The following is a 22654-nucleotide window of genomic DNA, read 5'->3' on the forward strand; positions in this document are numbered from 1 at the left end:
GACGGTGCCGCCCGTCCGGGAGGCTCCACTATGATCGGCCGCCATGACTTTGCTGTTGAGCCACCCCGCAGGAAACCAGAATGTGCGGGCCATGCTCGACGCCCTCCAGACGGCCGGCATGCTGGGCCGTTTCGCCACCACGGTGGCCGCCGACGAGACCAGCCCACTGCTGAAATTGATGCCGGCCGGCGCGCGGCGCGAATGGTTGCGCCGCCGCTTCGACGTGCCGCGCGACAAGGTGCTGCAGCACCCGTGGCGCGAATTGGCCCGGGTGGCCTGCAGCGCGGTCGGCTGGCGTTCGGCGCTGCGACACGAACAGGGCTTCGCGTCGACGGACGCCATCATCCAGGACTTCGACCGCTTCGTGGCGCATGCGCTGCCGCGCCGCGTCTCGCGCGACGGCCTGAGCGCCGTGTACGCCTATGAAGACGGTGCGCTCGACACCTTCCGCGCCGCCCGCACGCTGGGCCTGAAGCGCGTGTACGACCTGCCCATTGCCTACTGGGAGCTGGGCCGCCGGCTGCAGCAGGAAGAGGCCGAGCGCCTGCCCGCCTGGGCGCCCACGCTGGGCGGTGGCCTGCTCGATTCGCCGGCCAAGCTCGAGCGCAAGACGCAGGAGCTCGACCTGGCCGACCTGGTGGTCGTGGCCAGCCACTTCGTGCGCGATTCGCTGCCGGCCTCGGCGGCGCAGAAGGCGGTCGTCATGTCGCCCTTCGGCTCGCCACCGGTCTGGACCGGCGGCTGGTCCGACGCGGCGCTGGACCCCGGCCGCCCGATGCGCGTGCTCTTCGCCGGCTCCATGGGCCAGCGCAAGGGCCTGGGCGACCTGCTGCAGGCCATGCGCCTGCTCGGCGGCGAGAACATCGAGCTCGTCGTCATGGGCTCGCCGATGGCCGACCTCGACTTCTACCGCCGCGAGTACGCCGGCTTCACCCACGAGAAGGGCCGGCCCCACGCCGAGGTGCTGGCGCTGATGCGCAGCTGCGACGTGTTCTGCCTGCCTTCGATCGTCGAAGGGCGCGCGCTGGTCATGCAAGAGGCCATGAGCCAGGGCCTGCCGGTCGTCATCACGCCCAACACCGGCGGTGCCGACCTGGTGGTGGAGGGCGAGACCGGCTTTCTGGTGCCGATCCGCGCGCCCGAGCAGATCGCCGCCCGGCTCGCCTGGCTCAACCAGCACCGGCCCGAACTGGTCGCCATGAAGGACAAGGCGGCGCAGCACGCCGCGGGCTATTCATGGAAGCGCTATGGCGAAGTCGTGGTCGACGCGATCCGCGCGCTCGATTGAGAATGTGTGAATGAACCTGCTGCGCACCCCGATCTCGCATCTGCGGTCCTCACCGCACGCCAGTGCGGCTCCGGTCCTCGACGCAAGCTCGGGGCGCTCGCGACGGTTCCTTCACGCATTCTGAACCGCCCGCCCGCCTGCCGATGACGGCCGCACCGCCTTCCGCTGCCGCCGAACGGCCTGCGTCGACGCGCTACTGGGAGGTCGACGCCCTGCGCGGCCTGATGCTGGTGCTGATGACCTTGACGCACCTGCCGTCGCGGCTGACCGATCCGCTGGGCCAGCCCTTCGGCTTCGTGTCGGCGGCCGAGGGCTTCGTGCTGCTGTCGGCCTTCATGGCCGGGCTGGTCTACACCCGCACCGCCTACCGCGACGGGGTGGACGCGATGCGCCGCGCCTTCTGGCAGCGGGCACTGAAGATCTACATGGCGCAGGCGGCCACGCTGCTGTTCCTGTTCACCATCATCGCGGCCGTCGGGCTGCGCATCGACCAGCCGGCCGTCAAGGACCTGATGTCCTACTACCTGACGCAGCCGCGCGAAGCCTTCGTCTACAGCCTGGCCCTGGTCTACGAGCCACCGCTGCTGGACATCCTGCCGATGTACATCTTCTTCATGCTGATGAGCCCGTGGGTGCTGGCGTTCTCGCTGCGTCACGGCTGGGCCGCGCTGGCGCTGGCCAGCACGGCGGTCTGGGCGGCCGCGCAGTTCGGCCTGAGCGAGTGGATCTACATGGTGGTGGTGCGCTGGACCGGGCTGCCGGTGCCGTTCCAGGAGATGGGCGCCTTCAATGCCTACGCCTGGCAGTTCCTCTGGTTCATGGGCCTCTGGCTGGGCGCGAGCCGCAGCATGCCGGCCGCCAAGCCGTTGCGGTTACCGCGCTGGCTGCTGTGGGCGGGCGTGGCCATCGCGCTGTATGGCCTGTACTGGCGCCACCACGGCCCGGACGGGCAGGCGCCGTTCGGTGGCGACATCCAGCTCAACCTGCTGTTCGACAAGTGGCTGCTCGGGCCGCTGCGGCTGGTGAACCTGGTCGCGCTCGGTGTGCTGGTGATCGCCTTCGGCCCGGCATTGATGCGCCGGCTGCCGCGGCTGCATTGGCTGGAGGCGATGGGGTCGGCCTCGTTGCCGGTGTTCTGTGCACACCTGGTCGCTGTGCTGCTGGTGCTTGCCTTCTACGGCAGCAGCCAGACGGCGCGCCCCGCCTGGGGCGATGCGCTGCTGCTGGCGGCGGTCTTCGCGGGCCTGTACGCGGTGGCGCGGGTCACGCTGTGGGTGGATGCGCGCAAGGCGGCGCGGGCCCGGCCCGGAAGCTGAGGCGCCCAGCAGCCGCTCAGGGCTTCGGGCGGAGCGCCGCCGTCGGCACGGCCAGGGCCCCCGGGCTGGGCGTGTCGGCCAGCGTCGCAGGCGCCGACACGTGCGCGCTGATCACCGATTGCCACAGCCGATAGCCGGCATCGTTCATGTGCAGCCGGTCGCCCAGGAACAGCTCCGCGCGCGGCCGGCCGTCCTCGCCCATCATCGGCGTGAAGGTGTCGATGTAGTCGGCGTTGGCCATCGTGTGGACGTAGGCGGCGATCATCGCGTTGGCATTGCGCACCTGCGGCAGCAAGGCCTCGCGCAAGGGACTGGGCTTGATCGAGATGTAGCTGATGCGGGTGCCGGGCAGTTCCTCGCGCACCGTGTTGGCGAAGCGCGCGAAGCTCTCCATCACCTGCATCGGCGTGCGGCCATCGGCCAGGTCGTTGTCGCCGGCGTAGACGAGTACATGGCGCGGCTTGTAGCGCACCACCAGGTCGCGGGCGAAGAGGCTGCAGTCGGCCATGGTCGAGCCGCCGAAGCCACGGTTGATGACCACCGGCGACTGGCGGAAATCCTGCGCCAGGTGCGTCCAGAAGCGGATGGTCGAGCTGCCCACGAAGAGCACGCCGTCGGTGCCGGGCAGCTTCTCCTTGTCGGCGTTCGCGAAGGCCGTGAGCGAGCTCTGCCAGCGGGTCATCGCGGCTTGGTATTCCGGCGAGGGTGCGACCGAGAGCACCGCCGGCGAGACCATGCGAGGCTCGGCCTGCGCGCCGGCGCTCAAGGAGACGGAACAGGCGAGGAAGAGGGCGGTGAGGGAAAAGGCGGATTTCATCGGGCGCATGGCATTCGAACAACGCGTGGGAGTGGCGCGAGGTTGGCAAGTTTCGCGCCATGTGGGCCGAAAGTGTCGACTGGCGTGCGCGCGCGCGGCGAAGGCGCAACAGCAGACGCATCCGGCGGCTTTTGAAACATGTTGAAACGTATACTGGGCGGCAGCTTTTGAAGGGCCATTCGTCATGTCTTCCCCAGCGCCTGCGACACCGCGTCCCTTCTGGCACCGGCTCAACACCTTCTTCGCGTTTCCGTTCCAGCCGCGGCCTCTGGCCTACGCACTGGTGCTGTCGCTGTGCAGCCTGCTGACGCAGGTGCTGTTCTTCATGCCGCGCGGGCTGGCGCTCATCCTGGTCGAACTCGGCATCCTGCTGGCGGCCAGCCGCTACGGCTTCCGCGTGATCGCGCTGGGCTCGCGCGGCATCGTGCGCGCCAGCGACTTTCCGCGTGAACTCGACGAGGACTGGACGAACCTGCCCTGGAAGCTGTTCGCGGTGTCGCTGGTGCAGGGTATCGCCGTCGGCGGTCTGGGGCTGCTGAGCCCGGTGCTTGCCACGGTGGGGCTGTTCGCGCTGTCCTTCCTGTTCCCGGCGACGGTCATCGTGCTGGTGCAGTCGTGCAGCTTCTGGCAGTCGCTCAACCCGACCTTCCTCTGGATGACGGTGCGCGCCATCGGCTGGCCCTATGCGCTGCTGTGCCTGTTCCTGTTCCTGCTCAACACCGGCGCGCAGCTGGCGCTCGCGACGGTGCTGCCGGCCATCAGCCCCTGGCTGGCGCTGCCGATCTTCAACTTCCTGCTCATCTACTTCAGCTGGGTCATGGCCAGCCTGCTGGGCTACGTGATGTACCAGAACCACGTGGACCTGGGGATCGACCTGCTGCCCGGCGCCGGTGCCGACGACCACGAAGGCGACCGCCGCACGCCGGCGCAGATCGCGCGCGACGAGGCCGATGCCGAGGTCGCGCAGCTGGTGACCGACGGCGACGTGATCGGCGCGCTGGCGCTGGCCTACGAGGCGCAGCGCACCGCGCCCTCCGAGGACCTGGCCGCGCAGCGCCGCTACCACCGGGTGCTGCTGCTCGCGCCCGAAAAACTGCCCACGCTGCTGGACCATGCGCGCCGCTTCGTCCCGCTCCTGATGCGGCGCGAGCTGGTGTCCGAAGCGCTCAAGGTCGTGCGGGCCTGCGCGGAACGCGACCCGGCCTTCCAGATCGACGACGGCGACACGGTGCTGGCCTTTGCCCGGCTCGAATGGCGCGCCGGCGACGCGGGCGCCGCCCTGGCCTGGGTGAAGGGTTTCGACAAGCGCTTCCGCGGCCACGCCGCCATTCCGCAGGTCTACGAACTGGCTGCGCGCGTGCTGGTCGAGGGCCTCGACCGGGCCGACTTGGCGAAGCCGATCTTGGCGGTGCTGGAGGCGCGCTACCCCGAGGCGCCGCAGACGCCCGAAGTGCGCTGGCTGCTGCGCGACCGCGGCGCGCCTGCGGCAGCGCTGGCGCCCGTACCCTCCTGAGACCTAGCCCGGTGCCGCTGGCGGCGCCTGCTGCTGCAGCGTGCGCGTGACCATGTCGTCTGGCGCGACGCGCAGCAGGTGTGGCAGCCACTGCTGCGCCTGCGACAGGCGACCGGCCTGCAGCAGGCCGCTGGCGCAGACGGTGAGCGTGTCGGCCAGTTCCGCGTGATCGGGCGCCGTTCTGGCCAGTGCCTGACAGAGCCGCTGCGCGTCCTCGAACTGCTGCGCGCGGGTGAAGCGCCGCGCGAGCCGCGCCATGTCGCCCGGCGACAGCCGCGCGCCGGGCCTGGCCTGGTTCAGGTACGTCAGGTAGCTGGCGTGCTGCAGTTCCAGCGTGGCCGGGTCTTGGCGCTGCAGCCGGAAGATGTGCTGCGCGGCGCGGTGGAAATCGTCGCCCGCCGGCTGCAGCCGCGCCAGGTTGAACCAGGCCCGCAGCGCAGCGGCATCGTCCGGCCGGTGCTGCACGGCGGCGCGCCATTCGGCGCAGGCGGCATCGAACTTCATCTCGGCGGCCAGCTTGCGGGCCGCAGCGCTGTGCAGATCGAAAGGGTCGGGCGCGGCGGCGGCCGGCAGCGCGACCGGGCGCGACTTGCGCAGGTGCATCGCGGCGGCCATCAGCGCCGCACCGGTCAGCAGGCCACCCAGGTGCGCCATGTACGCGATGCCCTGGCCGCCTAGCAGATGCAGCAGCAGTTCGTTCACGATCCACGCCGGCAGCAGGATCAGCGCCGGCGCCGTGACGTAGTTGAAATAGAAGAACAGCTGGTAGAAAAAGCGGATGCGCCGCAGCCGGTAGAGCACCGCGTACATGCCCATCAGCGCCGACACCGCGCCCGAGGCGCCGAGCCCGATGCTGCCCTTGCCCGCATAGGCCCACCCCGCCAGCAGCGCTGCGCCGATGGCGCCGAGCAGGTAGAAGGCGAGGTAGGTGCCGCGTCCCAGTGCGAGTTCGACCGAGAAGCCGAACAGGAAAAGGAACAGCATGTTGCCCAGCAGGTGGCCGGTGCTGCCGTGCAGGAAGGCGGCGGTGACCCAGGTCCAGGGCTTGACTTCGGCGTCGGTGCCGTAGTCCTGCGCCCAGCGTCGCGTGAAGGGCGGCGGCAGCCTCTGCTCGTACTGCGCGCGGTCCTGCTGCCATTGCGCATGCTGCGGATGGGCGGGCGTGACGACCGCGCCGTCGTGCAGCAGCTTCAGGAAGCGCGCTTCGTTCTGCAGGCCGTCGAGCAGCGGCTCGACCGCGCGGCGCTCGAGCAGTCGCCGTGCGCGCTCGGCGTGGGGCGAGCCCGTCTTGGCCAACCACTCGACGAAGGGCGGCAGTTCGAGTGCGGGGAGCGAACTCGCTGCATAGAACTGCGCGGCGCGTTCCTGCGCACGCTCCTCGGCCCGTTGCGGGCCCCAGAACACCGCCATGTTCAGCACGATCAGCAGGATCGTGGCCCACGGCGGGTTGCGCCAGGTCGGCCGGTTCTCCAGCGGGATCGCGTAGAACACGGCGCGCCCGCGGCCTGGTCAGCCGGCGGCGTGCAGGCTGTTGCGGCCGATGCCGTGGTAGATCACGCCCGCGGCCTTCATCAGGGCGGGCTCGTACAGGTTGCGGCCGTCGAACACCACCGGCGACTTCATCGTCGCCTTCATGCGCTCGAGGTTCGGGCTGCGGTAGGCCTTCCACTCGGTGACGATGATCAGCGCGTCGGCGCCGTCGACGGCGGCCATCGGCGACTTGGCGTAGCTGATCTTCTCGAGCAGCTGCGGCGCATCGGCGAAGTCGAGCGCCAGCACGCGTTGCGTTTCCTCGACCGCGATCGGGTCGTGCGCCACGATGCGCGCGCCAGCGCGCAGCAGGGCGCCGATGACCACGCGGCTGGGCGCCTCGCGCATGTCGTCGGTGTTGGGCTTGAAGGCCAGGCCCCACAGCGCGAAGCAGTGCTGGCTCAGGTCCTTGCCGAAGCGCTCGAAGACCTTGTCGGTCAACACGGTCTTCTGCTCGTCATTGACGGCTTCGACCGATTCCAGCACGCGCAGCGTCTGGCCGTTCTCGCGCGCGATGCGGGTCAGGGCCTGGATGTCCTTCGGAAAGCAGCTGCCGCCGTAGCCGGTGCCCGCATACAGGAAGCTGTAGCCGATGCGCGGGTCGGAGCCGATGCCCTGGCGCACGGCCTCGATGTCGGCGCCCACGCGGTCGGCCAGGTTGGCCAGCTCGTTCATGAAGCTGATGCGCGTGGCCAGCATCGCATTGGCGGCGTACTTGGTGAACTCGGCCGAGCGCACGTCCATCACGCGGGTGCGCTCATGGTTGCGGTTGAAGGGCGCATACAACTCGCGCATTGACGCCAGCGCGCGGCGGCCGTTGTCGTCGCCGGACACACCGATCACGATGCGGTCGGGGCGCATGAAGTCGTCGACCGCCGCGCCTTCCTTCAGGAATTCGGGGTTGCTCACCACCGAGAAGCCGAGGTCGCTGCGGCCGCGCTTGTCGAGTTCTTCCTGGATGGCGGCGCTCACCTTGTCGGCGGTGCCCACCGGCACGGTCGACTTGTCGACCACCACCTTGAAGTTCTCCATGTAGCGGCCGATGTTGCGGGCGGCCGCCAGCACGTACTGCAGGTCGGCGCTGCCGTCCTCGTCGGGCGGCGTGCCCACGGCGATGAACTGGATGTCGCCGTGCGCCACCGAGGCTTCGATGTCGGTCGAGAAGTCGAGCCGGCCCGCCTCGACGTTCGACTGCACCACGCCCTCGAGGCCCGGTTCGTAGATGGGAATGCCGCCGTCCTTGAGGATGGCGATCTTGCGTGGGTCGACGTCCAGGCAGAAGACGTGGTTGCCGATGTCCGCCAGGCAGGCGCCCGTGACGAGGCCGACGTAGCCGGTGCCGATGATCGAGACGTTCATGAGGGTGTCAGGCGGTTGCGGGTTCGGTGAGGATCTTGTCGAAGTAGGCGATGGTCTTCTTCAGGCCTTCGTCGAGCTGCGTCTGGGGCGTCCAGCCGCCGAGCTCCTTCTGCGCGATCGTGATGTCGGGGCGGCGCTGCTTCGGGTCGTCCGAGGGCAAGGGCAGCCGCACCAGCTTGCTCTTGGAGCCCGTCAGCTCGATCACCTTGTTGGCCAGCTCCAGCATCGAGAACTCGCCAGGGTTGCCGATGTTGACCGGGCCGGGGAACTCGTCGCCGGTGGCCATCATGCGCAGCATGGCTTCGATCAGGTCGTCGGCGTAGCAGAAGCTGCGCGTCTGGTGGCCGTCGCCGTAGATCGTGATGTCCTCGCCCTTGAGCGCCTGCACGATGAAGTTCGACACCACCCGGCCGTCGTTCGCATGCATGCGCGGACCGTAGGTGTTGAAGATGCGCACGACCTTGATGCGCAGCTGGTGCTGGCGGTGGTAGTCGAAGAACAGGGTTTCGGCGCAGCGCTTGCCTTCGTCGTAGCAGCTGCGGATGCCGATCGGGTTCACGCGGCCCCAGTAGGCCTCGTACTGCGGATGCACCTCGGGGTCGCCGTAGACCTCGCTGGTCGACGCCTGCAGGATCTTGGCGCGCACCCGCTTGGCCAGGCCCAGCATGTTGATGGCGCCGTGCACGCTGGTCTTGGTGGTCTGCACCGGGTCGTGCTGGTAGTGCACCGGCGAGGCGGGGCAGGCCAGGTTGAAGATCTCGTCGACCTCGACGTACAGCGGGAAGGTCACGTCATGGCGCATCAGCTCGAAGCGCGGGTGGTCGAGCAGGTGCTCCACGTTGCGCTTGGTGCCGGTGAAGAAGTTGTCGACGCAGAGCACGTCGTGGCCCTGTTCGATCAGGCGGTCGCAAAGGTGGCTGCCGAGGAAACCGGCACCGCCGGTGACCAGGATTCGCTTCGAGGCGTTGTATTGGCGCATGGGCGTCATCACTCCAAAAGGGGTCCGAAAGGAAAAGAATCAACGAGGGCGCGACATGCGCTGCTCGTACATTTTGGCGTCGACCAGCATGCGGAACCACAGCGCCTGGAAGAAGGCGAAGTAGAAGCCGACGGCGCCATCGAGGAAGCCGAGCCGGAAGACGTAGCGGTAGACGAAATAGCTGAGCGCGCGCGTTCCCACCGGAAGCCGGTAGTACAGCTCCTTGATGAAACGGGTGCGCTCGCGGGAATCGCCCATCAGGCGGGGCTGCAGCACGCCTTCGGCAGCGGTGTTCTGAGGGCCGAGTTTTTCCTTGGCCTCCGCGTCGCTCCAGCGGTTGTGGCTGGCGGTCCAGTCGGCCAGCGTGGCCGAGTTCTTGTCGTGCATGAAGCCGGCAAGGCGGCCGGGCTTGGCCGGGCTGATGAAGTGCTGGTCGTACAGGCGCGACTCGCAGCGGCCCTTGCCGGATCGGAACAGCCGCAGGTGCCACGGGTTGACGCCGCTGAAGCGCAGCATCTTGCCCATGAAGTAGTCGCGGCGGCGCAGCAGGTAGGCGTCGTGCGTCGGCGTGCCGGCCATCAGGGCGCGGATCTCTTCCACCGACTTGTCGTCGAGCACCTCGTCGGCGTCGAGGTGCAGCTGCCACTCGAAGTTCTTCTCGACCTGCGAAATGGCCCAGTTGCGCTGGTCGCTGTAATTGGTGAAAGGGCGTTGCACCACGGTGCAGCCCAGTTTCTCGAGCAGTTCAGCGCTGCCGTCCTTGGAAAAGGAGTCGACCGCGAACACCCGCGGACTCACTTTCAGCGCCTGCGCCACGGTCTCCGGAATGATCGCGGCGGAATTGAAGGTCAGGAGGACGACGACGCAGCGGGAAGGTTCCATGGATTCGGGGGGGCGCGCAGCCCCAAGAGAAACGGCGCTGCGGGAGATTGGGAGCGCCAAACTTTAGCACCAAGGTCTTACTTTTCGATCTGCATAGCCTGACTGGGCGTAGCTGCATAGACGCGTAAACACCGAAAAAGTCACAAATGTGAATTGCCACGGACCAACGGCGGCCAGCCCGACCGCCGTTGGCCCGAAGGGTCTCAAACCAGACGCGCGCGATGCCGCGCGACCTGCGCCCGGACCTGGGCCGGCGCCGTGCCGCCCAGCACGTTGCGCGCGTTCAGCGAACCACGCAGGCTCAGCACGTCGTACACGTCCTTCTCGATCGACGGATTGAACTGCTGCAGCACGCTCAGGGGCAGCTCGGACAGGTCGACCTGGTGCGAGATCGCCGCCTTGACTGCGTGGGCCACGGTTTCATGCGCATCGCGGAAGGGCAGCCCCTTCTTGACCAGATAGTCGGCCAGGTCGGTGGCGGTGGCGTAGCCCTTGAGCGCGGCGCGTTCCATGGCTTCGGGCTTGACCGTGATGCCGCCCACCATCTCCGCGAAGATGCGCAGCGTGTCCTTGAGCGTGTCGACGGTGTCGAACAACGGCTCCTTGTCTTCCTGGTTGTCCTTGTTGTAGGCCAGGGGCTGCCCCTTCATCAGGGTGATCAGGCCCATCAGGTGGCCGACCACGCGGCCGGTCTTGCCGCGGGCGAGTTCGGGCACGTCCGGATTTTTCTTCTGCGGCATGATCGAACTGCCGGTGCAGAAGCGGTCGGCGATGTCGATGAAGCCGAAGCTCTGGCTCATCCACAGCACCAGTTCTTCGCTCAGGCGGCTGATGTGGACCATCGCGAGCGAGGCCGCCGCGGTGAACTCGATGGCGAAGTCGCGGTCGCTCACGGCGTCCAGGCTGTTCTGGCAGACCATGGGCGCACCGTCCGCGTCCACCATGCCCAGCGTCTTCGCGACCCTCTCGCGGTCGAGCGGGTAGCTGGTGCCGGCCAGCGCGGCCGCGCCGAGCGGCAGGCGGTTGACCCGTTTGCGCACGTCCTGCAGGCGTTCGGCGTCGCGCGCGAACATTTCCACGTACGCCAGCATGTGGTGGCCGAAGCTCACCGGCTGCGCCACCTGCAGGTGGGTGAAGCCCGGCAGGATCACCTCGACGTTTTTCTCGGCGATGTCGACCAGCGCCTTCTGCAGGTCGACCAGCAGGCCGCCGATCAGGTCGATCTCGCTGCGCAGCCACAGGCGCACGTCGGTCGCGACCTGGTCGTTGCGGCTGCGGCCGGTGTGCAGGCGCTTGCCGGCATCGCCGACCAGCTGGGTCAGGCGGGCCTCGATGTTGAGGTGCACGTCTTCGAGGTCGAGCTTCCACTCGAAGGCACCCGACTCGATTTCGTTGCGGATCTGCGTCAGACCGCTTTCGATCGCGGCGAAGTCCTGCGCGCCGATGATGTTCTGCGCGGCGAGCATGCCGGCATGCGCCAGAGAGCCCTCGATGTCCGCCTGCCACAACCGCTTGTCGAAGAACACGCTGGCCGTGTAGCGCTTGACGAGGTCGCTCATGGGTTCGGAGAACAGGGCCGACCAGGCTTCGGATTTCTTGTCGAGTTGGTTTTGGGTCATGGAAGGCCTTGGCAAGGCAATAATGGATCGGTAACCCGATGTGTCTGTGATGCGCAACCCGTCGATTTTATCGGCCACCCCTTTGAAGCCTCCGACGCCTTCGTCCACTGTGCGGTCTTCTGCCCGCGGGTCGACGCGCGCGGGGACGGGCGGGCTGTTCGACGCCTGCCAGATCGGCGTGGTGCTGCGCACGGTGCTGCTGGTGGAAGCGGTGGTGGCCGTCACGACGCTCTTCGTCGGCGCCACACCCGGCGAATGGCTGGTGCTGGCCGCCACGGTCACCGGCGGTGCGTTGCCGGCCACGCTGCTCTGGCTGGTGATGGCCTGCGCCCTCAAGAAGGTGCTGGCCCGTCTGTCGCGCCCTGCGCAGTACGCGGCGGGCGCCACCCTCGGCGCGCTGTCGGCGCTGTATGGCTGCGCCTTGCTGTGGTTGACCGGCGTGGTCGCAACGGCGCCCTGGGTGGCCAGTGCGGCGGCCGGTGCCATGTTCGCGGCGGTCATCATGGCCGCGCTGGTGCTGCGCGCCCGCGGCCAGACGCCGGCCGCCATGACGGCGCGGCTGGAAGAGCTGCAGGCCCGCATCCGGCCGCACTTCCTTTTCAACACCCTCAACAGCGCGATCGCGCTGGTGCGCGAGGAGCCGGCCAAGGCCGAAGCCATGCTGGAGGACCTGAGCGAGCTGTTCCGCCGCGCGCTGGCCGACCCGGACGAATCGGTCACGCTGGCCGACGAGATCGCGCTGGCCGAGCGCTACCTGGCGATCGAGCAGGTGCGCTTCGGCGACCGGTTGCGCATCCGCTGGGACATCGACCCGGACGCCAACGCGGCGCGCCTGCCGCCGCTGCTGCTGCAGCCGCTGGTGGAGAACGCGGTCAAGCACGGCGTCGAACCCAGCCCCGAGGGCGCCCGGCTGCGCATCCGCACCGAGCGGCGCGGCGGCATGGTGGTGATCGAGGTGGTCAACAGCCTGCCACCGCTGCGCTGGGCCGACGAACCGCTGCCACGCGGCCACGGCATCGCACTGGCGAACGTGCGCGACCGGCTGCGCCTGCTGCACGACATGCAGGCGCAGTTCAGCGCCGGGCTCGAGCAGAAGAACTACCGTGTGCGGATCGTGGTTCCCGTCGGCTCGTGAGCGCCGCACCGACAGCGAGGAGAAGACCGATGACCCTGAAGACATTGATCGTCGACGACGAGGCGCTGGCGCGCTCCCGCCTGCGCACGCTGCTGGGCGACTGCCGTTCGCCCGCCGCAGCGGTGATCGCCGAGGCGTCGCACGCCGAGCAGGCGCTGCAGCACCTGGACCGCCTGGCGCTCGACCTGGTGCTCCTCGACATCCACATGCCCGGCATGGACGGTGTCGAACTCGCGCGCCTGCTGCACGGCCGGCCGGATGCGCCGGCCATCGTGTTCGTCACCGCACACGCGGCGCACGCCGTGACGGCCTTCGAGCTCGACGCGGTCGACTACCTGACCAAGCCCGTGCGCGTGGAGCGCCTGCAACAGGCGTTGCAGAAGGCCGAGCGCCACCTTAAGGACCGGCGCGGTGCGGCGGCCGATGTGCCGCCCGTCGAGCACCTGCTCATTCAGGACCGCGGCCGCACCGAGCGCGTGCCGCTGACCGAGGTGCTCTACCTCAAGTCCGAGTTCAAGTACCTCACGGTGCGCACCGCGACGCGCAGCCACATCCTCGACGGGTCGCTGGCCGAGTTCGAGGAGCGCTACCCGAAGCACTTCGTGCGGGTGCACCGCAACGCGCTGGTGGCGCGTGCCGCCATCCGTGCGCTGGAAAAATACGACGACGGCGAAGACGCCGAAGGCTGGGCGCTGCGGCTCGAAGGCGTGCCCGAGCCGGTGGTGGTGTCGCGGCGCCAACTGGCGGCCGTGCGTGAAGCATTGAAGGAATCCTCGTCATGAATACCACTGCCGCAACCTTGCCGGGCGCAGAGCCGACCGAACCCCCCGCCGTGCCCGAGCGGGTGCCCGAAGGCGCCACCGAGGACGAGCGTCGCGAACTCAAGACGCTGGCCATGGCCCAGGCCGTGAAGGAGGAGCGCGAGCGCGTGCTGCTGCAAATGCCGGTGGATGTGCGCAGTGCGTCGCTGGTCGTGGTGGCCGTGCTGGGCTCCATCTTCGCGCTGCACTGGGCGCAGGCGGTGTTCATTCCGTTGATGTTGAGCCTGATCCTCACCTATGCGCTGTCGCCGCTGGTCGACCGGCTCGAGCGCTGGCATCTGCCGCGCGCGCTGGGCGCCGCGGTCATCCTGCTGGGCATCGGCGGCGCCTTCGGCTGGACCGGCTATTCGCTTTCGGGCAGCGCGGCGGAACTGGTCGACTCGCTGCCGGTCGCGGCGCAGAAGCTGCGCCTGGCCGTCACGCGCGGGCCGCGCGACAACGCCAGCGCACTCGACACGGTGCAGAAGGCCGCGGCGCAACTCGAACAGGCTGCCGCTGCCGCGCCCGCGGCGCGCCGGGGCGTGCAACGCGTGATCGTCGAGCGCCCGCCGTTCAATGTGCGCGACTACCTCTGGAGCGGCACGGTCGGGCTCATCGCCGCGGCCGGTCAGCTCACGCTGGTGGCCTTCCTCACCTTCTTCGCGCTGTCTTCAGGCAACACCTTCCGGCGCAAGCTGGTCAAGATCACCGGCCACAGCCTCGAGAAGAAGAAGATCACCGTGCATGTGCTCGACGACGTCACCAGTCACATCGAGCGCTACCTGCTGGTGCAGATCGGCAGCAGCATGCTGGTGGGCGTCGTCACGGGCCTGGCTTTCTGGGCGCTGGGCCTGGAGAACGCGGCCGTCTGGGGCATCCTGGCCGCGGTCACCAACCTGATCCCCTACGTCGGCTCGGTGATCGTCATGGGTGCGTCGGCGCTGGTCGCCTTCCTGCAGTTCAACGGCGTCGAGATGGCGCTCATCATCGGCGGCACCTCGTTGCTGATCCACACGCTCGTGGGCAACCTGCTGGTGCCCTGGCTCACCAGCCGCACCAGCCGCATGAACCCGGTGGCCGTCTTCATCGGCGTGATCTTCTGGGGCTGGATCTGGGGAATCTGGGGCTTGCTGCTGGGCATCCCCATCATGATGATCGTGAAGTCGATCTGCGACCGCGTGGACGACCTGCAACCGATCGGGGAGCTGCTGGGCGACTGATCGCGCGCGGCCTCAGTCGCCGTCGCGCACCGACAGCCAGACGGCGTCGGCCGGGCTCGCCGATGGCATGCCCGCGGTGTCCTCGCTGCGCAAGGCGCGCCAGTCTGTCCAGTCGCCTGGCGCCAGTGCCATGCCTTGTGTACGTGCGTCGCCGTGTTGCAGCGTGATCACGCGCCCGCCGAGCCGCAACGTCATCTCGAACCCCGGCCAGTGCGCCGGCACGCGCGGCGTGATTGACAGCCGGTCGCCGCGCACCACCAGCCCCAGCAGTGTCTCGACCGCGGCGCGGTGCAACCAGGCGGCCGAGCCGGTGTACCAGCTCCAGCCGCCGCGGCCGACGTACGGTGCGGCGCTATAGATGTCGCCGGCCATCACGTAGGGCTCGAGTTCGTAAGCGGGGCCGCGTTCGGGGTGGCGGGCGCGGTGCGCGGGGCTCAGGCCCTCGAAGCTGTCCCACGCCGCTTCGGTGTCGCCCGACAGCGCCTGCGCCATCAGCGCCCACACCGCAGCGTGCGAATACTGGCCGCCGTTCTCGCGCACGCCCGGCGGGTAGGCCTGGATGTAGCCCGGGTTGTTGGGCGAGTGCGCCAGCGGCGGATGCAGCAGGCGCAGCAGGCCGGCCCGCTCGTCGTGCAGCTGCGCCTTCATCGCCGCCATCGCGGGCTGCGTGTGCGCCGCGTCGGAGGCGCCTGAGAGCACCGACCAGGCCTGCGCGATGAGGTCGATGCGGCATTCGTCGTTGCTCGCGGAACCGAGCGGCGCGCCGTTGTCGAAGAAGGCGCGGCGGAACCAGGCGCCGTCCCAGCCAGCCTCGTGCAGGGCGCGGACCCAGCCCAGCCGCGCGATGCGCCAGCGCTCCGCGCGGTCGGCATCGCCGCGCGCCTCGGCGATCGGCGCATAGCGCTCGACCACGCTGCAGAGAAACCATGCGAGCCACACCGATTCGCCACGGCCCTCGTGGCCGACGCGGTTCATGCCGTCGTTCCAGTCGCCGGTGCCCATCAGCGGCAGCCCGTGCACGCCGACGGCCAGGCTGCGGTCGATGGCGCGCGCGCCGTGCTCGTAGACGTTCGCGGTCTTCGCGCTGGTGTGCGGGGCGTAGTAGGCGTCCTCGGCCCCGTCGGGAATGGTCGGGCCGTCGACGAAGGGCACGTCGTCGTCCAGCACGCTCGCGTCGCCCGACACCTCGACGTAGTGCGCCACCGCGTAGGGCAGCCACAGCAGGTCGTCGGAAAAATGCGTGCGCACGCCCGCGCCGCCGGGCATGTGCCACCAGTGCTGCACGTCGCCTTCGGGGAACTGGCGCGCGGCGTTGACCAGGATCTGCTCGCGCAGCCGCGCCGGGTCGGTCAGCGCGAAGGCCATCGCATCCTGCAACTGGTCGCGGAAGCCGAAAGCACCGCCCGCCTGGTAGAAGCCGGCCTTCGACCAGAGCCGACAGACCAGCGTCTGGTAGACAAGCCAGCGATTGACCAGCGCATCGAACAGCGGGTCGGGCGTGCGCACCTGCAGCCGGCCGAGCAGTTCGTCCCAGAAGCCGCGGGCTTGTGCCAACGCGGCGGTCACGTCGCGGCTCTGCCAGCGGCGCGCAAGCGCCACGGCGGCGTCGGCATCGTCGGCGTGCCCGAGCATGAAGCTGAAGGTCGCGCTTGCGCCGACCTCCAGCGTGAACTCCCCGGCGATGGCTGCGCAGGCGTCGAGCCCGCTGCCGGCGCGCTGGCCCAGCGTGTCGGGCACCTCGATGCCGCCATGGCCGGCGAAGAATTCGCTGCGCTCGCAGGTCCATTGGGACGGTGCGTCGATGCCGGCAAGGGCGACGAAGGCCGTGCTGCCACCAAAGCCCGTGCTCGATTCGCGCTGCTCGCCGAACACGGCCGGGAGGTCGTCCACCTTCCAGCTGTGCACCGTGCGGCGCTCGCCGCGTGCGGCGCCCATCTGCCACTCGACCATGGCCAGCGCGCGCAGACGCCGCCGGCCGCTGCCTTCGTTGCGCACCGTCACCTGCACGAGCTTCATGCGTTCGTCGCGGTCGGCGAAGAAGGTGGTCTCGAGCACCGTGTTGCGGTGCAGGCACTCGAAGACGCTGTAGCCCTGGCCGTGGCGCACGCGGTGCCGCGCCGCGCTCGCGCCCCGGCTGGCGGGGGTCAGCGGCAACAGTTCGCGGGTGTCCATGTCCTGCAGCAGGTAATGCTCGAAGGCCGGGTCCTGTACCGGGTCGTTGGACCACGGCGTGAGCTGGTGCATGCGGCTGTTGACCGCCCAGGTGTAGCCGGTGCCCGACTCCGACACCTGGAAGCCGAAGCCGGCGTTGGCGATCACGTTGACCCAGGGCTTGGGCGTGCGCCGGTTGAGGTCGACCTCGAAACGGAACTCGCCACTCGCTGCGTCGAAGCCACCCTGCGGTGCGTGGGCGCCGTCGTCGATCTGCGCCGGCGGTGGCAGCTTCGCAAGCGGCGTGTGCGGCACGGACGCGGCCGAGACGGCGGGCTCGGCCGCGTCGCGCAAGGCCGCCACCTGCACGTCGAGCGTGCGCCCATCGGCGTTGAAGACGGCGCGCGCAAGCGTCGACAAGGCCGCCTTTTCCGACGGCGCCACCTCGGCGTCGCGTAGCAGGAAGAAGCCGGCGGCGTCGTTGCGCGGAAAGCTGTTCTGCGTCTCGTGGCCCACGCGGGCGCGCAGGCCTTCGATCTCGCGCTGCAGCGGCATCAGGTACGAGCCCGGCTCGCCGTTGAGCACCACCAGGTCGCAGGCCACGCCGCCGAAGCCCCACCACGGCTGCGCGCGCAGCAGCGTGTTGACCAGGCCGATGCCGATCATCGAATGGATGCGCACCAGCACGATGGGCTTGTCGCCCGAGATGCCGAAGCGCCAGATTTGACGCAGGTCGACCAGCCCGCGGTCGCTCATCACGCGCGGCGTGGTGTAGGTGAGGACGGTCGTCAGGTCCTGCAGCGCGCGCGTCTTCACCGGGTCGATCGACAGGTCGCGCAGCCGCACCTGTGCCAGTGTGGCGGCCATGCGTATCGCGCGGTCGACGTGCATCGGCTGCATGTAGCGGTCGATGCGTGGCATGAGTGTGTCGACGTCTTCGTCCGCCGTGGTCGCGAAGGTGAGCCGCGCCGTGGCGCCGGGCGCGATCTGCAGGCGCACCCGCAGGCAGGCGATCGGGTCGAGCCCGTTGACCGGCGCGCCGGCAGCATCGACCGACTGCGCGTCGAGCAGCGGTGTCGCCAGCGTGTGGTTGCGGCCGATGAAGGCGCGGCGGTCGGCCACGCAGTCGACCGACAGCACATGCGCATCGGTCGACGCCAGGAAGTGGGCGGCAGCCATCACCGCGTCGCCGTGCAATCGCGGCTTGCGTGACAGCATCAACGCGCGCAGCGACGGCATCCAGCGCGTCTGGACGAACAGGTTGGCGAAGGCCGGATGCGCCTCGTCGGCCTTGGGGTTGGACAGCACCGGCTCGAAGTACGAAACCAGCTCCAGCGAGCGCATCGTCGTGCCGCTGTTGTGCAGGGTGACAGTGCGCAGCTCGGTGTCGTCCTCCGGGCTGATAAGCACGGTGACGCGGCTTTGCAGCCCATCGCCGTTGGCTTCGAAGTGCGCCTGGTCGGCCAGGAAGCGGGTGCGATAGGTCCAGCCGGCGCCCGGCGCGGGCAGGGCCGTGAGCGAGGTGAGCGCCCGGTGCCCGACATCCCGCACGAAGAAGAAGGTGCCATGGCCGTCGCGCAGCGGGTCGTCGCGCCAGCGCGTGACGTTGAACGAGCGCCAGCGGCTCACGCCGGCGCCGCTGGGGCGCAGCGCGACCGTATAGCGGCCGTTCGACAGCAGGTGCGTGGGCTGGAAGCCCGGCGCCATCGGGTCGACCAGGCGCGGCTGGTGTGCCGGTGCCGCGTCGGCCGTGCTGGGCTCCGGTGGCGGCCGCGGGTCGGCGCTGCCGATGATCTGGCGCGGCGTTCGCTCGTGCAGCAGTGCGACATGGGCTTGCACCAGCGGTGCGCTGCCGAACCAGCGTTGCGGCGCGCCGTCGCGCAGCAGGTTGCACAAGGCCACCAGCGACATGCCCTGGTGGTGTGCCATGAAGTTGCGCACGACGGTCAGCGGCTCGCCCTCGGGCTGGCGCGATACGGTGAAGTCGACCGCGTCGAAGAAGCCGAAATCGCCGCGCGCACCCAGTGCTTCGAGACGACGCAGGTTGGCCACCGCGTCGCCCGGTGCGAACAGCGCGGCCATGGCGCTGGCATAGGGCGCGACCACGCGGTCGGTCGGCGGCGTGCGGCGCAGCGCGAGCCGCGGCACGCCGAAGGGCGAGTACTGGTAGGCCAGCGAATGGTCGCGCGCGAAGTACGCCGATTCGGACACGCCCCACGGCAGGCCCTGCGCACGCCCGAAGGCCTGCTGCTCGCGCACCGCGGCGAGGTTGGCGACCTGCAGCAGGCCGTCGTCGGGTTCGGCCATCACCAGCGCGGGCATCAGGTACTCGAACATCGAACCCGACCACGACTTCAGCCCTGGCTGCGCACCCACGGAAAGGAAGGGCCGGCCCAGCGCCATCCAGTGGCGGCGCGGCACGTCGCCCTTGGCGATGGCCAGGAAGCTCAGCAGGCGCGATTCGGAGGCGAGCAGGTCGTAGTAGCTCGCGTCGAGCACGTCGTCTTCCACGCGCAACCCGATGTGGAAGAGGTGGCGCTTGGGGTCGTAGAGGCCACGGAAGTCCATGCCGTGGCAAAGCGTCTCGCAGCGCACGGCAATGGTGGTGAGCGCGTCGCGCGTTGCAGCGCCGGCGCGAGCGGCGAAGCCGCGGCAGGCCTGCGCCACCGCCAGCAGGTGGCCGGCGAGGTTGCCGCTGTCCACGCTCGACACATAGGCCGGCTGCAGGATGGCGAGGGTCTGCGTGTCGTACCAGTTGTAGAGATGGCCGCGGTGCTTGGCGAGACGGTCGACGCTGTCGAGTGTGGCGTTCAGGCGCGCGGCGAGCGCCGCGTCGTCGAGCCAGCCGAAGTCGCGCGCGCAGCAGCTCGCCAGCAGGTACATGCCGATGTTGGTGGGCGAGGTGCGGTGCGCGATGCTGGCTTCGGGTTCGAGCTGGAGGTTGTCGGGCGGCAGGTGGTGGTCGTCTGCGCTCACGGCGTGCTCGAAGAAGCGCCAGGTGTCGCGCGCCAGGGCCTCCAAGTACGCGCGCTGGTCGGCGGGCAACGCGTCGTGGTCGACCGTCGGCACGCGGCTGGCCCACCAGGCCGCGACGGGCGCCAGCGCCCACAGGCCGAAGAGCAGCACGCCCGCGAGTGGGTGCGGGCTCCACAGGGCCGCGATGGCGAGCGCGATGCACAGCGCGCTGACCGGCAGGCTGCGGCGCACGAAATTGACGAGACTGTAGCGCGCCTGCGCCTGCGATTGTTCTGCCGTCGTCCATTCCAGCAGGCGGCGGCGGCTGACGAGCCGCCAGAGCGCGCGGAGCGTGGCGTCGACCAGCAACCGGGTCTGCGCCGCGAGCTGGGTGAACTGCCAGGCCGACCCGGCCAGCGCCCGCGCGAGCTCGGTGAAGCCCACGTCGAAGAAGTGACGCAACGCGATCGAGCGGCGCGTGGGCACCAGGCCCGCGAGCGCGCCCAGCAATGGCCCGAGGGCGAGCGCCGCGGCCACGGCACCGAAGGCCCAGGCGAGCGGCAGCGCATCGGTGAAGACGCTCACGGCGAGCAAGGCGGTCGCGGCCGGCACGACCAGCGCACGGCGCAGGTTGTCCACCATCTTCCACAGGCCGAGCGCGTCGATGCCGTAGCGGCGGGCCCGCCGCATCAGCGGCAGCAGTTGCCAGTCGCCGCGCGTCCAGCGGTGGATGCGCGAGGCGGCGACGCCGGCGTGGTGCGGGTGGTCCTCGAGCAGCACCAGATCGCTCACCACGGCGCAGCGCGCGACGCTGCCTTCGAGCAGGTCGTGGCTGAGCACGGCGCCGTCGGGCAGGCGGCGGTCGAGCGTGGCGTGCACGGCGCGCACGTTGAGCAGGCCCTTGCCGACGAAGGAGCCGGTGCCGAACAGGTCCTGGTAGATGTCCGAGGCGCCGCTGCTGTACGGGTCGAGCCCGCACTGGCCGGCGAACAGCCAGTGGAAGGCCGAGCGCTCTTCGCGCGTGGGGAAGGGCGTGACGACGCGCGGCTGCAGGATGCCGAAGCCGGCGACGACGCGCTGCGTGGCGGGATCGATCTGCGGCGCGTTCAGCGGATGCGCGGCGATCGCGACCAGTTCGCGCAGCGTGCCCGGCGGCAGGCCGGTGTCGCTGTCGAGCGTGAGCACGTAAGCGATGCCGTCGGCCAGGCGCAGCCCGGGCGCCAGGGGCAGGAAGCCGTCGGCGTCGCCGGCCGCGATCAGGCGCAGCAGCATCTCGAGCTTGCCGCGCTTGCGCTCCCAGCCGATCCAGCGTTGCTCGGTTTCGCTCCACTGGCGCGGGCGATGCAGCAGCAGGAAGCGCGGCGGCGCATCGGCCTCGACCGGGTAGGTCGCGTTCAGTTGCGCGACGCGGCCGAGCGCGTCGTCGAGCAAGGCGTCGTCGCCAGGGTGCACGGCGTGCGGCGCATCGGCCCAATCGGTGAGCAGGGCGAACTGCGCGTTCGGTTCGCGGTTGGCGAGCCAGTGCAGCTCGAGGCGTTGCGCCAGCTGCGCATTAGCATCGGACGAGCTGAGCAGGGTGGGAATGACGACCAGCACGCGGTGCGCCGCCGGAATGCCGGTGGCGAAGTCCAGCCGCGGCAGCGGCTGGACGCGGGTCGATTCCGCGACCATGCGGTGCAGCAAGGCGATCACCGCCTCCGACAGGGGCCACGCCATCAGCAGCAGGGCGGCGACGGTCGCAAGGCTCAGCGCGTCGTGGCCCGCGCGGTGCAGGCCATGCACCGCCAGCGCCAGCAGCAAGGCGGTGCCGAGTGCGATGCAGCCGAGGTAGACCGGCAGGCGCCACGCGCGCGGCGCGGCGGCTGGGTGGCGGGTTGCGGGTTTCGTGCGGGCCGGCGCGAGTGCAGCGAGCAGTTCAGGCCGCCCGGGGCCGAAGAGATGGTAGCCGGCCGTCGCTTCCGCACCGGTTCCGGTGCCGGGCGGTGCGGCACTGGCGCGCGCCAATCGCAGCACCGCTTCGGCCACGCTGCGCTCGGTGCGTTCGCTCACGCGGGCCACCTGCTCCATCGCATGGGTGATCTGCTGGCGCGTGAGTTCGCTTTCCTGCGCGAAGCTTGGCAGCTCGCCCAACACGCGCAGCGAACGGCTCACCGGCTCGATCAGGTCGGCCCATTCGACCTGGCCGATCATGCGCAGCGTCGTGATGATGTTGCCGACCGTCAGGTTGGCGGCGGCCTGGTCGGCCTGGGCGCGGTCGATCAGTGCCGGTCCGTTGGGGCAGTGCTCTTCGGTCCACGCGATGAGCGCCGGTGGGCGGGCGGTGCGCTCGCCCGGCAGGCGTTGCCACAGCTGGGTGCAGTAGCTGTGTTCCAGCCCACGTTCTCGGATGACGGCGAAGAGCGTGTCGAGGTCGTGCACCGACAGCGCCTCGGCGCAGTCCCAGACGGCGTGCGCCAGCTCGCTCGCCACCTTGTTCTGCGCGATGCTTTCCGCGACGCGGCGCAGGTTCTCCAGCAGCACCACGCGCAGCGTGGTCGGCAGCGCCCACAGCTCGCCGAGCGTGAGTTCGTCGACGTTTTGGTAGGCGTCGAGGAAGGCGGTGAAGAGCTCGCTGTTGAGCTCGCTGTCGGTGTGCGCGACGTAGGCCCAGGCGATGCCGTAGACGCGTGGCAGGCCGGCCAGCGGCGCCTCGGCCAGCTTCGGCAGGCGCGCGTAGTAGCTGCGAGGCACGCCCTCGCGGATCTGCTGCAGCTGTGCTTCGACCAGATGGAAGTTGTCGAGCAGCCACTCGGCTGCGGGCGACACGTAGCGCCCGCTCTGCGAGATCAGCGCGATGTAGTCGAAGGCGCCCCGCAGCGATGCCAGGTTTTCGTCGACGCGGGGAAAGAAGGGCGCGCGCCCACGGGCCTGCTCCGGCGCCTCGACCGGTTGCGCGCGCGCCAGGCTGCGTCCATGCTGGTTGAAGCGCTGCAAGCCGAAGAGCTCGGCGCGGATGGGGGGCTGGACCGGCGTGTGGGGCCGTTGGAGCAGCTGTCGGGCGTAGTCGCTGAGCAGAGCGAGGCGGTCGAGCACCGCGGTGTCGCTCACCGG

The 22654-nt window shown here is 69.6% G+C and carries 13 protein-coding genes; 6 read left to right on the forward strand and 7 right to left on the reverse strand.

Annotated features, from left to right (window positions below; genetic code table 11):
* Positions 1 to 91: 91 nt before the first annotated feature.
* A complete protein-coding gene (locus ACSFA0_RS06200) occupies positions 92 to 1288 on the forward strand; it encodes a glycosyltransferase family 4 protein (RefSeq protein WP_435449339.1) in 1197 nt (398 codons plus the stop codon).
* Positions 1289 to 1431: 143 nt separating this feature from the next.
* A complete protein-coding gene (opgC, locus tag ACSFA0_RS06205) occupies positions 1432 to 2604 on the forward strand; it encodes an OpgC domain-containing protein (RefSeq protein ID WP_435449340.1) in 1173 nt (390 codons plus the stop codon).
* Positions 2605 to 2620: 16 nt separating this feature from the next.
* Here the strand turns inward: opgC and ACSFA0_RS06210 are convergent, their stop codons facing one another.
* Positions 2621 to 3421 carry an SGNH/GDSL hydrolase family protein gene (locus tag ACSFA0_RS06210; RefSeq protein WP_435449341.1) on the reverse strand — a complete coding sequence of 267 codons (801 nt, stop codon included), beginning with the start codon at positions 3419 to 3421 and terminating at the stop codon, positions 2621 to 2623.
* Positions 3422 to 3605: 184 nt separating this feature from the next.
* On the opposite strand from ACSFA0_RS06210, the gene ACSFA0_RS06215 reads away from it, so the two are divergent.
* Entirely contained in the window at positions 3606 to 4934 is a 1329-nt protein-coding gene (locus tag ACSFA0_RS06215; protein WP_435449342.1) for a hypothetical protein, read from the forward strand.
* A gap of 3 nt (positions 4935 to 4937) precedes the next feature.
* Here the strand turns inward: ACSFA0_RS06215 and ACSFA0_RS06220 are convergent, their stop codons facing one another.
* The 5 genes from ACSFA0_RS06220 to argH form a co-directional block, all read right to left on the reverse strand.
* Positions 4938 to 6425 carry a rhomboid family intramembrane serine protease gene (locus tag ACSFA0_RS06220; RefSeq protein WP_435449343.1) on the reverse strand — a complete coding sequence of 496 codons (1488 nt, stop codon included), beginning with the start codon at positions 6423 to 6425 and terminating at the stop codon, positions 4938 to 4940.
* An 18-nt stretch (positions 6426 to 6443) separates the two neighbouring features.
* Complete coding sequence (locus ACSFA0_RS06225; RefSeq protein WP_435449344.1) at positions 6444 to 7823, reverse strand: UDP-glucose dehydrogenase family protein; 1380 nt, start codon at positions 7821 to 7823, stop codon at positions 6444 to 6446.
* A 7-nt stretch (positions 7824 to 7830) separates the two neighbouring features.
* Complete coding sequence (locus ACSFA0_RS06230) at positions 7831 to 8802, reverse strand: UDP-glucuronic acid decarboxylase family protein (RefSeq protein ID WP_435449345.1); 972 nt, start codon at positions 8800 to 8802, stop codon at positions 7831 to 7833.
* A gap of 39 nt (positions 8803 to 8841) precedes the next feature.
* Complete coding sequence (locus tag ACSFA0_RS06235) at positions 8842 to 9684, reverse strand: glycosyltransferase family 2 protein (RefSeq protein WP_435449346.1); 843 nt, start codon at positions 9682 to 9684, stop codon at positions 8842 to 8844.
* A gap of 203 nt (positions 9685 to 9887) precedes the next feature.
* Positions 9888 to 11303, reverse strand: coding sequence for an argininosuccinate lyase (gene argH / locus ACSFA0_RS06240; protein ID WP_435449347.1), 1416 nt, complete (start codon positions 11301 to 11303; stop codon positions 9888 to 9890).
* Between the two features lie 49 nt (positions 11304 to 11352).
* On the opposite strand from argH, the gene ACSFA0_RS06245 reads away from it, so the two are divergent.
* From ACSFA0_RS06245 to ACSFA0_RS06255, 3 genes are read left to right on the forward strand one after another with little or no spacing between them, the layout of a single operon-like run.
* Positions 11353 to 12438 (forward strand): sensor histidine kinase, encoded by a 1086-nt coding sequence (locus tag ACSFA0_RS06245; RefSeq protein WP_435449348.1) that lies wholly within the window; start codon positions 11353 to 11355, stop codon positions 12436 to 12438.
* Positions 12439 to 12467: 29 nt separating this feature from the next.
* Complete coding sequence (locus ACSFA0_RS06250) at positions 12468 to 13220, forward strand: LytR/AlgR family response regulator transcription factor (RefSeq protein WP_435449349.1); 753 nt, start codon at positions 12468 to 12470, stop codon at positions 13218 to 13220.
* Positions 13217 to 14458: an AI-2E family transporter gene (locus tag ACSFA0_RS06255; protein WP_435449350.1), complete on the forward strand. Its 1242-nt coding sequence runs from the start codon at positions 13217 to 13219 to the stop codon at positions 14456 to 14458. The genes ACSFA0_RS06250 and ACSFA0_RS06255 overlap by 4 nt, the downstream gene beginning before the upstream one ends.
* 12 nt (positions 14459 to 14470) lie before the next feature.
* Here ACSFA0_RS06255 and ACSFA0_RS06260 read toward each other — a convergent pair whose 3' ends face one another.
* Positions 14471 to 22651 (reverse strand): glycoside hydrolase family 94 protein, encoded by an 8181-nt coding sequence (locus ACSFA0_RS06260; protein WP_435449351.1) that lies wholly within the window; start codon positions 22649 to 22651, stop codon positions 14471 to 14473.
* Positions 22652 to 22654 lie beyond the last annotated feature (3 nt).

Origin of the sequence: Variovorax restrictus (genome assembly GCF_051216715.1) — a bacterium.
GTDB lineage: Bacteria > Pseudomonadota > Gammaproteobacteria > Burkholderiales > Burkholderiaceae_C > Variovorax.